At 71.2% G+C, this 12,986-nt stretch carries 12 protein-coding genes; 11 read left to right on the plus strand and 1 reads right to left on the minus strand.

The window, feature by feature from the left end; all coding sequences use genetic code 11:
- Positions 1-178: 178 nt before the first annotated feature.
- From ABNF93_RS07685 to ABNF93_RS07695, 3 genes are all read left to right on the plus strand, one after another.
- Positions 179-436 carry a WhiB family transcriptional regulator gene (locus ABNF93_RS07685; protein ID WP_349327021.1) on the plus strand — a complete coding sequence of 86 codons (258 nt, stop codon included), beginning with the start codon at positions 179-181 and terminating at the stop codon, positions 434-436.
- Positions 437-750: 314 nt separating this feature from the next.
- Positions 751-4,071, plus strand: coding sequence for a glycosyltransferase (locus tag ABNF93_RS07690; RefSeq protein WP_349327022.1), 3,321 nt, complete (start codon positions 751-753; stop codon positions 4,069-4,071).
- On the plus strand, positions 4,068-5,594 hold the full coding sequence (locus ABNF93_RS07695) for a DUF5719 family protein (protein ID WP_349327023.1): 1,527 nt from the start codon (positions 4,068-4,070) through the stop codon (positions 5,592-5,594). Before ABNF93_RS07690 ends, ABNF93_RS07695 begins: the two co-directional genes overlap by 4 nt.
- Positions 5,595-5,604: 10 nt before the next feature.
- Here ABNF93_RS07695 and ABNF93_RS07700 read toward each other — a convergent pair whose 3' ends face one another.
- Positions 5,605-6,141, minus strand: a complete 537-nt coding sequence (locus ABNF93_RS07700) for a metallopeptidase family protein (protein WP_349327024.1) — start codon at positions 6,139-6,141, stop codon at positions 5,605-5,607.
- A gap of 350 nt (positions 6,142-6,491) precedes the next feature.
- Between ABNF93_RS07700 and ABNF93_RS07705 the strand changes: the two genes are divergently transcribed.
- From ABNF93_RS07705 to ABNF93_RS07740, 8 genes are all read left to right on the plus strand, one after another.
- The gene (locus tag ABNF93_RS07705; protein WP_502877551.1) at positions 6,492-6,794 is read left to right on the plus strand and encodes a DUF3499 domain-containing protein; all 303 of its coding nucleotides are present in this window, start codon (positions 6,492-6,494) and stop codon (positions 6,792-6,794) included.
- A 36-nt stretch (positions 6,795-6,830) separates the two neighbouring features.
- Positions 6,831-8,192, plus strand: a complete 1,362-nt coding sequence (locus ABNF93_RS07710; RefSeq protein ID WP_349327026.1) for a phosphomannomutase/phosphoglucomutase — start codon at positions 6,831-6,833, stop codon at positions 8,190-8,192.
- Positions 8,193-8,247: 55 nt separating this feature from the next.
- Positions 8,248-8,577 carry a Trm112 family protein gene (locus tag ABNF93_RS34845; protein ID WP_502877552.1) on the plus strand — a complete coding sequence of 110 codons (330 nt, stop codon included), beginning with the start codon at positions 8,248-8,250 and terminating at the stop codon, positions 8,575-8,577.
- 6 nt (positions 8,578-8,583) lie between these two features.
- A complete protein-coding gene (locus ABNF93_RS07720; protein WP_349327027.1) occupies positions 8,584-9,621 on the plus strand; it encodes an SIS domain-containing protein in 1,038 nt (345 codons plus the stop codon).
- Positions 9,622-9,638: 17 nt separating this feature from the next.
- Positions 9,639-10,808 carry a mannose-6-phosphate isomerase, class I gene (gene manA, locus ABNF93_RS07725; protein WP_349327029.1) on the plus strand — a complete coding sequence of 390 codons (1,170 nt, stop codon included), beginning with the start codon at positions 9,639-9,641 and terminating at the stop codon, positions 10,806-10,808.
- A gap of 196 nt (positions 10,809-11,004) precedes the next feature.
- On the plus strand, positions 11,005-11,610 hold the full coding sequence (locus ABNF93_RS07730) for a TetR/AcrR family transcriptional regulator (RefSeq protein WP_349327030.1): 606 nt from the start codon (positions 11,005-11,007) through the stop codon (positions 11,608-11,610).
- Entirely contained in the window at positions 11,607-12,599 is a 993-nt protein-coding gene (locus tag ABNF93_RS07735) for a hypothetical protein (protein ID WP_349327031.1), read from the plus strand. Before ABNF93_RS07730 ends, ABNF93_RS07735 begins: the two co-directional genes overlap by 4 nt.
- Complete coding sequence (locus ABNF93_RS07740) at positions 12,596-12,976, plus strand: antibiotic biosynthesis monooxygenase (RefSeq protein WP_349327032.1); 381 nt, start codon at positions 12,596-12,598, stop codon at positions 12,974-12,976. Before ABNF93_RS07735 ends, ABNF93_RS07740 begins: the two co-directional genes overlap by 4 nt.
- Positions 12,977-12,986 lie beyond the last annotated feature (10 nt).

A 12,986-nucleotide genomic window follows, 5' to 3' on the forward strand; every position in this document is an offset into this window, starting at 1 on the left:
TGTAATTTCATCAGTGTCATTCGCACTCTTCCGGGGTAGCACCTGAAGCGTGGGACATGAGCAGAGTTCGGGAGTCCGGTGGGAGACCGTGCGGTCGGCCGGCTGGATGGATATCCGAGCAGAGAAGCAGTCAACGGGGATTGAATCCACGGACACGTGGATCGAGGAGGCGAGGACCGTGGCAGAGCCGAGCCTGCTGCACGGCGGCGCCGAGGAAGAGCTCAGCTGGCAGGAACGCGCCCTGTGTGCGCAGACGGATCCAGAGGCGTTCTTTCCGGAGAAGGGTGGCTCCACCCGCGAGGCCAAGAAGGTGTGCATGGTGTGTGACGTGCGCGCCAACTGCCTGACCTACGCGTTGGAGCATGACGAACGCTTCGGCATCTGGGGTGGGCTCTCGGAGCGAGAACGTCGGCGGATGAAGAAACGCGCCGGGTAGGGCGCACGAGCAGAGACCTGGACCGCGCTGTCCGGCCTCACCGGGACAGCAGCCGGATCGTTCGCGCTGACTCGGGCCCGGATCTGACCTGCGGGTCGGATCCGGGCCCGAGCCGCACCGCCGCTCTGCGTCGCCCGACACTCTCGTCGAGTTCGACACGACTGGTGGTGCGAGCCTTGCGGCGATCGCCCGGGACTGCCACGGTCGGGCTCCATATGTCGTGACCGTCGCGTAGTGTGTGGCCTTGCATCGGCCCCCAGCCCCGACGAGGTTCAGCGTCCCGTATGAGCGCGCATCCCGGCCATCAGGCGCCCGTGCCTGCGATCGTCACCGCCGTGGTCGTCGCGCACAACGGAACGCAGTGGCTGGGCGAGCTGGTCACCGGGCTTCGTGACCAGCGCCGCAGGCCCGATCGCGTGGTCGCCGTCGACACCGGAAGCCGCGACGGTTCGCGGGAGCTTCTCGCAGAGACCTTCGGGCACAGCGTCGTCATCGACGCTCCGGCCCGCACCGGTTTCGGCGCCGCCGTCGACCAGGCTGTACGCATACTTCCGCCGGCTCAGCCCGGTGAGTGGTTGTGGTTGCTCCACGATGACTGCGCACCCGCTCCGGAAGCCCTGTCGGCACTGTTGCGGCTTGCGGCGGAGGTGCCCTCGGCCGCCGTTCTCGGGCCGAAGCTCCGCGAATGGCCGAACGGCCGTCGGCTGATCGAGTTCGGCGTCACCATCGCCGGCAGCGGCAATCGCGAGACGGGGTTGGAGTTCGGCGAGTACGACCAGGGCCAGCACGACACCGTCCGCGACGTCCTCGCGGTCAGCACCGCCGGCATGCTCGTCCGCCGCGACGTCTTCGAGCGGCTGGGCGGATTCGACCAGCGGTTCGGCCTCTACCGCGACGACGTCGACTTCGGGTGGCGCGCCGTTCGCGCGGGTCACCGGGTCATGGTCTGTCCCGAAGCCCTCGTCTTCCACGCCGAAGCGAGCTTCCGCGGAATCCGCCGGACGCCCGCGGTCTCCGGGCGCCCGCGCCGGGTCGACCGACGCAACGCGATGCACACGCTCCTCGTCAACTCCGCGTTGTGGCTGGTCCCGTTTGTCGCGCTCCGGCTCGCCATCGGGGCGGTGTCGCGCGTCCTCGCTCTGCTGATCGCGAAGTGGCCGGACGCGGCGTACGACGAGTTCATGGCGGCGGTCGGTGTGTTCTCGCGGCCGGACCTGATCATCGTCGGTCGTCGCCGCCGCGCGAAGTTCCGGCGGGTGTCGCACCGGGTGATCCGCCGGTTGATGCCGCCGCCGTGGATCGGGCTCCAACATGCGTTCGACGCTCTGCTCGCCCTCGTGAGCGTGCGGACCGGCACCCACGCGGGCTCGGCAAAGCGGGTCCGCCGGCCGGTCGAGTCGGGGCCGGTCGCGGAGGAGGCGGAGGACCTCAGCGAGGAAACTCCGGGCGTCCTGCGCTGGCTCGTCACCCGACCCCCGGTGCTCCTGTTGCTCGCGCTGGTGATCCTGGCCGTCGCGTCGGCGCGCGACCTCCTGGGTGGCGGGTCACTCGGCGGTGCGGCGCTGTTGCCGGCTCCGGCCAGTGTCGTCGACCTGTGGCAGCGCTACGTCGAGTCATGGCATCCGGTCGATCTGGGCAGCGACCGGGGCGCCCCGCCCTACCTCGCCGTGGTGGCGATCCTCTCCACGGTCCTGGCCGGGAAGGTGTGGCTCGCTGTCGACGTCCTGATTCTCGGCGCGGTGCCGCTCGCCGGCCTCACGTGTTTCCTCTTCGCCCGGTCGGTAGTGGGCTCCCAGCCACTCCGGCTGTGGATGGCCGGAACGTACGCCCTGCTCCCTGCCGTGACGGGCGCGATCGCCGGCGGCCGGCTCGGTACCTGCGTCGCCATCGTCGTCACGCCGCTCCTCGGCATCGCCGTGCTCCGGATGGTCGGCGCCCGTCGCACCATGGTGGGTTCCTGGAACTCCGCCTGGGCGGCCGGTCTGCTGCTCGCCGTCATGGTGGCGTTCGTCCCCGCGGCCTACGGGGTCGCCCTCCTCTTCGGCCTGGCCGTCTCGATCGGCCCGTGGCTTCGCCACAGCGGTTCCCGCGGCCGGGTGGCACTCGCGCTGGCCGTCCCGCCGGTGGCGCTGGTCCCATGGCTGCCCACCCTGGCCGACAACCCGCGGTCGCTGCTGGGCGAGGCAGGGATCGCCTCCCCGGGCCTCGCGGACAGCCAGTTCGCTCCGATGTCACTGCTGTTCGGCAGCCCCGGCGGTCCGAACGCCGCACCGACGTGGATCTACGCCCTGCTCCTCCTCGTGGCTCTCACCGCCATCCTCCGCCGCGACCAGAGCCGCGGCGTCCTCGCGGCCTGGTTGCTGAGTCTCGTCAGCCTCGCCGTGGGGCTGGTACAGAGCCGCCTGGTTCTGCAGGCCGAGTGGATCTCCACGCCGGTGCCCTCCTGGCCGGGTCTCGCGGCGGCACTGATCGCTCTCGGCTGGATTCTCGCGATCGGGCAGGCGGCCGACGGGGCCACAAGGGTCTTCAGCCAGCACAGCTTCAGCTGGCGCCAGCCGGTTGCGGGGCTGCTCGCGGTCGTGGCGTTCACCACCCCGGTCGTCGCCGCCGGCTGGTGGCTGATCCGTGGTGCCGACGGGCCGCTGGACCGTGCCCCGGCTTCCGCCGTACCTCCGTACATCCGGAACGCGATGCACTCGAAGACCCACCCGCGCACGCTCGTCATCCAGGCCGACGGCGGAACGGTCTCCTACGCCACGCTCCGCAACTCTGTCTCCCGACTCGGAGATGGCGAGGTCGGCGCGAGCACGACGACCCTCGCGGGTCTCGACGCCATCGTGGGTGACCTGCTGAGCGACGCCCAGCATGACTCGGTCGCGGCGCGTCTTGCCGGCTACGGGGTCGGGTACGTCTATCTCCCGCCGCCGGCGGACACGCGCTCGGTCGAACGGCTCGACACGACCCCGGGTCTGTCCAGGGCGAGCGCGCCCCGGGGTGCCGCAGCGTGGCAGGTCGACCTCCCAGCCGGCGCCGCTCGTGTCGTCGCCGGGGACGGAGCGGGAGCCGGGGACGGGAACGCCGCGGCGACCGACGGCCTCGGACAGATCCTGAGACACGACGACCGCCGGGGAACTCTTTCGGTCCCGGCCGGTCCGTCAGGGCGGCTGCTCGTCCTCGCGGAAGCCGCCGACCCGGGCTGGCAGGCCGACCTCGACGGGCAACCCCTGCGCCCCGCCCGGTACGACGGCTGGGCCCAGGCGTTCGAGCTGCCCGCTGAGGGCGGGTTGCTGAGGCTGTCGCACGTGGCCGCGATGCAGGGCGAGCTGCTGGTCGTGCAAGGTGCGCTCATCCTGCTGTTCCTGATCTTCGCCCTGCCCACCCGCGCCCGCGCACGCTATCCCGGCGCCGATGCCGGGTCTGGCCGGCGCGGCGGAGGTCGGGGACGAAGTGACGCTCGGGGCGGGGGCCGGTCCGGACGGCGATCGCTCGTCCAGGGGCGGGCCGATACCCCCTCGAGGGCAGCCAGGCAGCCGGTGGGCGACCGCCCGGGCGACCCGGCGAACCCGAGCGAGCCGCGCGACCCGACCAATCCGGCTGGGCGTCCGAGGCGACCTCGTGAGGGGGTACGCCCGTGAACCGCGTCGTGATCCGTCTCGGTCTCGTCATCGGCGTCCTCGCCGCGCTCGTACTGGCGGCCAACCTCCTGCCCAGCGGACAGGGCCCGGCGACAACCGCCCTGCAGGCCACTCGGTTGCCGCTCGAGCGCGCGACGTTCATCTGCCCTGAATCGAGCTTCGCCAAGGGTTCGACATCGACCGATGTCGCGGCGGTCGCGGCGTCGGGACAGGGATCGCTGCTCGATGCCGGCCTGCGGATCGCCCGCGGCAATGCGAAGCCCCGACTCGACCTCACGCCTCTTGGCACCCGCACGCCGTTGGCGTCCGGTGACCGGCGCGAACGTCTCGTGACGTATGCCGTACGCAAGCCCAAGGAACCCCCGGTCGTCGTGTCCGCACAGGGTTCGATCGCTCCAGGCACCACCGCCGGCCAGATCACGCGGACCGGCGAGGGCCCGCTGCGAGGTCTGGCGGAGTCCGCGTGCACAAGTCCGGGGTCGGAGTTCTGGTTCGTGGGCACGAGCAGCCAGCTCGGACGGCACGGCCGGGTCTACCTCACCAACACCGACAACGCCGACGCCCAGGTCGAGCTGCGGCTCTATGACGAGAACGGTCCTGTCGACGCCGACAGCATCCACAGCCTCGCCGTCAAAGCCCGCAGCCAAGCGGTCGTCGAACTCGACCAGCTCGCCCCGACCAGCAAACGCCTCGCGGTGGCCGTGGTCAGCACCCGCGGCCGTGTTGTCGCCGCACTTCGCGATGACGCGCTCGAAGGCGAGACTCCGGTCGGCGTCGACTGGGTTCCCACGGCGGCGCGACCCGGGCGGGACGTGGTGATCCCCGGCGTCGCGCCCGGCCGGGGCGAACGGGTCCTCAGCATCGTCGCTCCCGGCGACTCGACCGCGAGCGTCGACCTGTCGGTGCTCGCCGCCGAAGGCAGCTTCCAACCCGCTGAACTCGGTCGTGTCGACGTCAAGCCCGGCACGGTGGCGGAGGTACGCCTGGACAGCGCGACCCAGCGGCAGGCCGCCGCGATCCGCCTCACCTCCGACGTCCCCATCACCGCCACGATGCGTAGTCAGCTCGGACCGAGCACCGGGGTCCGCGACGTCGCCTACACCGCGGCGTCCCGCTCACTGTCCGGTCCGGCGGTCGTCCCGGTCACGCTCGGCGGTCCGGACCATACGGCGACGCTTGTGCTGTCGACGCCGGGAAGCCGGGCGGTCCGGGCGAGTGCCGAACTCTCCGACGCCGATGGCCGGTCGCTCGGCTCACAGAAGCTGGTCGTGAAGCCGGGCAGGACGATCGCCGTCACACTCACCCCGTCGAAGAAGGTGGACCGCTACGTCCTCGTCGTACAGCCCGAGGACGGCGGCCCGCTGTACGGCGCGAGGTTTCTCGTGGAGGCGGCGGGCGACGGTCCGATGATGTCGGTCTGGCCCCTCGCGTCAGGAGAGACCACAGCCATCCGTCCGGTGACCCGCGCCGATCTCGGTACGGGTGTCGGCACGGGGCCGACTCCGGACGCGCTCTTCCAGTAGCGAAGCCGCCTCAGTCCTCGCCGTAGGCCGGGTCGACCTCGTCCGGGCTCAGGCCGAGAAGTTCGGCAACCTGCTCCACCACGACATCGTGGACAAGCGAGGACAGATCGGACGTACCGGCCGCGCGGAGCTCGATCGGCCGGCGGTAGACCACGACTCGGTGCGGTTCCCCGGTGGTGGAAGTGTGCGCGGACCCGAGTGGCACATCGTCCCCCGCGGTCCGGCGCGGGTCGGGGACCTCCTCGACGGCGAACTCCACGCCGTCGAGCTCGTCGGCGAACCGGCGTTCGAGCGCCTCGACGGCATCGAGGACCAGCTCGTCAAAGCGTTCGGCGCGACTCCGCGTCACCGGGACTCCGGCAGGCGCCAGGGGCCCTCGGATGGCGAGCGGACCGCGCATCCCGCGGCCGTGTCGGTCGCGGCGACGCGTGGGGTGGTCAGGTAGGCCGGCACCGTGACCGGGACGTGAGACCCGCGTCTCGGCGGGTGGCAAGGGGTAGCCGGGCGAACCCTCGGGCGACCCGGCTTCGTGCTGCGGTCCGAACACCCTCCGAGCTTAGAGCCTGGAACCGGGCAGTCGCCGTTCCTGGGCGTGCCGTGTTCCGTCGCAGGAAGGCCGTCCCCGCGGGGAATGATCACGTATGCGTGATCATTCCCAACGACACGCGGCAAGTTCACCGCGCATCGTTGCGAAGTGCCACCCATCGCGATCAGGTGACGGCGGGATGGCTGAATCCGGGCGAAACGGCCCCTGCGCCGAGCCGGTGACCTGGCTGATCCGGGTCGTCCCGCACGATCATGCGTGTTCGGGGGGACCTGCGGGGGTGCGGCCCGCTACCATCCGACTTCGTGGGCTCACTGCGGAAGTGTTCTCGGTCGGCGTGTGCGCGCCCTGCGGTGACGACGCTGACCTACGTCTACGCCGACTCCACCGCGGTGCTCGGCCCCCTGGCGACCTATGCCGAGCCGCACTGCTACGACCTGTGCTCCCAGCACTCCGAGCGGCTCACGGTGCCCCGCGGCTGGGAGGTCATCCGGCTCGCCCCGGACCCCGAGTCGCTGCGCCCGTCCGCCGATGATCTCGAAGCGCTCGCCAACGCCGTTCGCGAGGCGGCACGCCCCCGCGAGGGCGGCTCAGAGCCGGCCACCGAAGTCGGCCGGCGCGGTCATCTTCGCGTGTTGCGCAATCCTGACCGCTGACCGGTTCTGGCGGTGCCCCGCCGATAGGGTGGCGCTGTGCCCGATCTCGCAACGATCTTCAAGGCGTACGACGTCCGCGGCGTAGTTCCCGACCAGCTTGACGCGGGCGTCGCCCGCGCGGTGGGTGCGGCGTTCGTCGAGGTGCTCGACCATCCCGCGACGGTCGTCGTCGGTTACGACATGCGGGCGTCCTCGCCTGAGCTGGCGACGGCTTTCGCCGAGGGCGTGACGAGCCGCGGGACCGACGTCGTCGACATCGGTCTCGCCTCCACCGACGAGCTGTACTTCGCGAGCGGACACCTCCAGGCTCCTGGGGCGATGTTCACCGCGAGCCACAATCCACCGGAGTACGGCGGGATCAAGCTTTGCCGGTCCGGCGCCGCCCCGGTCGGTCAGGACACCGGCCTGGCCGAGATCAGGGCGCTCGCCGAGCAGGGCGGACCGCAAGGCGCCGCGCCGCACCAGGGCACCGTCACCCGGCAGGACGTACTGGCGGCGTACGCGGCGCACCTGCTGAGCCTGGTCGACGTCACCGGCGGTCGCCGGCTCACCGTCGTCGTCGACGCGGGCAACGGCATGGCCGGGCTGACGGTTCCGGCGGTGTTCGCCGACCTCGACCTGGAGCTCGTTCCTCTCTATTTCGAGCTCGACGGCACGTTCCCGAACCATGAAGCCAACCCGATCGAGCCCGCGAACCTCCGCGACCTGCAGGCCAAGGTCCGGGAGGTCGGCGCCGACGTGGGGCTGGCATTCGACGGGGATGCCGACCGTTGCTGGGTCATCGACGAGCGCGCCGAGTCGGTGCCGCCGTCGGCGATCACCGCGCTGATCGCCACCCGGGAGCTCGTTCGTGAGCCTGGCGCCACGATCATCCACAACCTCATCACCTCGCGCGCGGTGCCGGAGATCGTCCGCGAACGTGGCGGCGTGCCGGTTCGGGACCGCGTGGGCCATTCGTTCATCAAGGCCACCATGGCCAAGACCGGGGCGATCTTCGGCGGGGAGCACTCGGCGCACTTCTACTTCCGCGACTTCTGGCGGGCCGACTCCGGCATGCTCGCCGGGCTGCACGTGCTCGCGGCTCTGAGCGCGCAGGACGCACCCCTGTCGCACCTGATGGCGGCGTACGACCGGTATGCCGCCTCCGGTGAGATCAACAGCCGCGTGAAGGACCAGGCCGGCACCCTGGCCCGGGTCAGGAAGGCGTACGCCGGACGCGAAGGCGCCACCATCGACGAGCTCGACGGTCTCACGGTCGGCGACGCCGACTGGTGGTTCAACCTGCGCCCGTCCAACACCGAGCCCGTGCTCCGGCTCAATGCCGAGGCTGTCGACAAACCCACCATGGAACGTGTCCGCGACGAGGTTCTCGGCCTCATCTCGTCCGGCACGTCCTAGGCGCTCCACCCCACGGACGCCGGCCGCATCCGCATTCCCGAAGGGACGAACGACGGTGAACCTCGACGCCGCACTGTTGGAGATCCTCGCGTGCCCCGCGTGCAAGTCACCGCTGGAGGTCGACGATCCGGCGGGTGAGCTCGTGTGCACCAACGCCGACTGTGCGTTGGCCTATCCCGTCCGTGACGACATCCCGGTCCTCCTGGTCGACGAGGCGCGCAAACCTGGTGGGACCTCTGACGCCGCGGCGGAGGCTGGCGGCGCGGACGCCGGTGGTGCGGACGCCGGTGCCGGCACCGCCGAGACCGCAGCCGCCAACACCGACACCAGCGCCGACGCCGGGAGTGACACGGACGGATCCGGCAACGGCCAGAGCAAGGACTGAAACGCTGTGAGTACGGACACCTTCGACGACTCCCGCCTCGACGACGCGGAGGCGCTCGCGCACGCCGACGAGGTGCTGCGTCACCTCGCCGAGGCCGGCGCCCGCGTACGCCGCGAGGCCGACGCCGCCAAGGAGGTCGCCTGCGACCTCGTGGGACAGGGGAGGCCGCGGGCAGTCGTCGCGGCCGGTGCTGACGCTCGACTGCTCCGTGCCGTCCTCGAGCCCTGGTGTCCGGTGCCGTTCGTCGCATGGCCCGGACCGGGCCTGCCCGGGTGGGTGGGCGCCCTGGACCTCGTGGTCGTCCTTGCCCCCACCGGCGGTGACCCGGAGACCGCGTCGGCGGTTCATGACGCCGTACGTCGGGGAAGTTCCGTCCTGCTCGCGGCCCCTCAGGAGTCGCCGCTGGCCGAGGCGGGGCAGGGACGCGACACCACCCTGATCCCCGCGCAGACCGGTGACCCGCTGGCGCTGGCTGTCGTCGTCCTGCAGCTTCTGCACGTGCTCGAGCTCGGCCCGGAGGTCGCGGCCGAGTCCGTCGCGCTGGCGCTCGACGACGTCGCGTCACGGTGCTCGCCGTACGCCGACCTCGCGGCCAACCCGGCGAAGGACCTCGCGCTGGTCCTCGCCGACGCGCTCCCGCTCGTCTGGGGCGGCTCAGTGCTGGCCGCCCGAGCGGGGCGCCGGGTGGCGGAGACCCTGCGTCGTGCGTCCAACCGGCCCACGCTGGCCGCCGATGCCGACCACCTCATGCCGGTCCTGGAGGGTTCGGCACCGCGCGACGTGTTCGCCGATCCGTTCGCCGACGCCGAGGCTCCGACGCTTCGCTCCGCGCTCTTCGTTCTCGACGACGGGGCGGAGCAACCGACCATCCGTGAAGCCCGGGGCCGGCTCCTCGCCACCGCGGAGTCGCATGGCATTCACACCCGTACGCTCAGCTGGACCGAGGGCCCGGAGGTCGCCCGCTACGCCGCCCTTCAGGCGCTCGGGACCTATGCCGCGGTCTACCTCGCGGTCGGCCTTGGTCGCTACATGCCGGCACCGTGACCTGAACTAAGGACACCATGCAGCTTCTCGACAACCCGATCCAGCCGTACGCCTGGGGTTCGCACACCGCCATCCCGGAACTTCTCGGCGTGGAGCCGTCCGGTAAGCCGCAGGCGGAGCTGTGGATGGGTGCTCATCCCGCCGCGCCGTCGCGCATCAGTGGCACGTCGACGTCTCTCGTGGACCTGATCGCCGCCGACCCTGCCGGGGAGCTGGGGGCGGCGTGCCTGGCGGAGTTCGGGCCCAGCCTGCCGTTCCTGATGAAGGTGCTGGCCGCCGGAGACCCGCTGTCGTTGCAGGCCCATCCCGATCCGGTGCAGGCGAAGGAGGGCTACGAACGCGAGAACGCCGACGGCATTCCCCTGGACGCGCCGCACCGCAACTACAAGGATCCCTCGGCCAAACCGGAGATGATCTGTGCACTGACTCCGATCGAGGCGCTGATGGGATTCCGGCCGCCGGCCGAGACGCTCGCGGTCGCGGACGCGCTCGGTGTCGCGGCGCTGGACCCGCTGCTGGCCGTGCTGCGGGAGCAACCCGACGGTGAGGGTCTGCGGGCGGTGTTCACGCTGCTGATGACCGCGCCGGCCGACCAACAGCGCTCGGTGGTGGCAGCGGTCCTCGACGCCTGCCGGGTCAGGCAGGACGAGCTCGAGACCGCCCGGTTGGTGGTGCGGCTGGCCGAGCGGTATCCGGGTGATCCGGGCGTGGTGGCCGCCATCCTGCTCGACCACGTCCACCTTGCACCGGGGGAGGCTGCCTACCTGCCACCCGGCAACCTGCACGCCTACCTCGAAGGCGTCGGTGTCGAGCTCCTCGCCAATTCCGACAATGTGCTCCGGGGCGGTCTGACGACCAAGCACGTCGACCTGCCCGAGTTGCTCCGCGTCCTCGACTTCACACCGGGCTCGACGCGGATCCTCACGGTCGACGCGGACGGCGACTTCGACACACCCGCACCGCAGTTCCGGCTGGCGAGGCTCGAGGTGGCGGGCGGGACGGAGATCACTCTCGCCCCGGCGGGACCGCAGATCCTGCTGTGCGTCGAGGGGAACGTCGTCGCGCGTAGTGAGCTGGGCAAGGTGGGGTTGACCCGCGGTCATTCCGCGTACGCCGGTGCACGGGAGGGCGTCGTCTCCCTGGCGGGGGAGGGCACGGTGTTCCGCGCCACCTCCGGACTCCGCTGAGCTCTGTCGCCCCCAGTGCACGAGCGGCCGAGGCCGCCACGATCGACCCGACCTCCACATCCGTCACCCAGCCGTTTCCCGCGTCCCACGGACGGACGGGTGGCACGGGACACGGAACGACTCCTAAGTTGGACGCTTGCTGTTTGAGTTGCTACCGTGTATCTCGTACAGGAGCTGTTCGAGATAAGGAACTGGGATGTCGGAGATCCAGCGACCGCGGCGCGCCGACGCCGAGCGGAACCGGGAGGCGATCCTGGACGCCGCGATGCGCTGCCTCAGTGTCAACCCCCGAGCCAGCATGGCGGCGATAGCCGCGGGGGCCGGCGTCGGCCGCGTCACGCTGTACGGCCACTTCTCCTCGCGTGGCGAGGTCATCGAGGCGGCGTTCGCCCGGGCGATGACCCGGGCTGAGGCGAGCCTTTCGGGTCTCGCCCTCGACGGCGAGCCGTTTGACGCGCTCGAGCGGCTGGTCCTCGCCTCGTGGCGGATCGTCGACGAGTCTCGGCTGGTCCTGCAGGCCGCAGAGGAGGAACTGGGGCTCGACACCGTCAAGCGGCACCACGCCGAGTCGATGGAACGTGTGCGTGGCCTGGTGCGCCGGGGCCGGCGCACTGGTGCCTTCCGCAAGGACCTGCCGGCGGACTGGCTGGTCACCTGCTACTACGCCGTGCTCCACGGCGCGGCCGAGGAGGTGCGATCCGGACGCCTCGCCCAGGCCGGCGCCGACCAGGTGGTGTGGCGAACCATCGACGCCCTCTTCCGCCCACCCGCGAAGCGGGCCGCACGTGGGGTGGACCGATGAAAGCGGCGGTGCTCGGTGCGTACGGTGCTGTGGGTCGACGTCTCGCGGTCGAGGCAGCCACCCTCGGGCACGCGGTCACGGCCGTCGGCCGCGATGGCACCCGGTTGTCCGGCGTCCCCGCGCACGATCACCTCCGACTGAGCATGACGGACCTGGCCGGTGTGCGCAGGATGGCGGCGGCCCACGATGTCGTGGTCAACGCGACCGGAGTCGAGGACTCGCAGTTGGCTCTCGCGAGCACGGAGGGCGGTGCGGCGTTCATGGACATCAGCGCCGAGCGCGACTATCTCGGCGAGTTGTCGCGGCTGGCACCCGCGCGCCCCATCGCCGCCGGCATCGGCCTGGCACCTGGGCTGACGAACCTGCTGGCAGTCGCCGCGTCGGGCGAGGGCCCTCTCCACATCGGCATCGTCGCTGGCATCGGCGAACCACACGGGGACGCGGCGCGCGCCTGGGTCTGGAGCGTCAGCGGTCGTCAGGTCACGTCCGGCGGGACCAAGCAGCGGGTCTATCGAACCGCCCGCCGGTTCGACGTACCAGGACTCGGCCGCCGCACGCTGCTTCGTGCCGGGTTCGGGGAGCAGGACCAGCTCGCCACGAGCCTGGACCGACCGGTGTCGACCTGGCTGGGTTTCGACCCCGCCTGGGCCACCGCCCTCCTCGCGGTCGCCGGCATCGCGCCGGGCGCTGCCGCGTACCTCGACCGGCTCAGCGGCCCGGCAGCGACCCTGCTTGCGCAGCGGGACCGGTGGACGGTCGTGGTCTCCGATGCGACCAGCACACGCGCGTGGGCGACCGGTCGGCGCGAGGTCGACGCCACGGCGACCGTCGCCGCGCTGTGCCTCGAACGCCTGGCGACCGCCCCGCCCGGGGTGTACGCCGCAGACGAGCTGGCACGTCTCGACGACCTCCGCGAAGGACTGTCCCGCGCGGGGATAGAGGTCGCCACGAATCCCTCAATCACCGAGAACAGGAAGGATCCACGATGACGACACCGTTCATCTTCGTCACCACCCACGAGGTCGACCCGCGGCGCCAGGACGAATTCCGGGCACTGACCGCGGAGTACACCGAGTTCGTACGCGCCAACGAACCGACCATGCTCGCGCATCACACCTACCTCGATCCCGAGCGGAGCGAGGTCTCCCTGGTCCAGATACACAAGGACGCCGCATCGGCCGACCGGCACCTTCAGCTGGTCGAGCCAATGCTCGCTCGAGCGGGCGAACTCAGCCGCCCGGTCAGAGTCGAGGTGTACGGCGAGCCAGGTCCCGTGGTCGCCAAAGCCCTCCGGGCCAACGCGGACCGTGGGGTTGTCGTGACCGTCTCGCCCGCAACCCTGCCCGGATTCACCCGGGCGGCCTGACGGGGGCTGG

Source organism: Actinopolymorpha sp. B9G3 (assembly GCF_040120725.1).
GTDB lineage: Bacteria > Actinomycetota > Actinomycetes > Propionibacteriales > Actinopolymorphaceae > Thermasporomyces.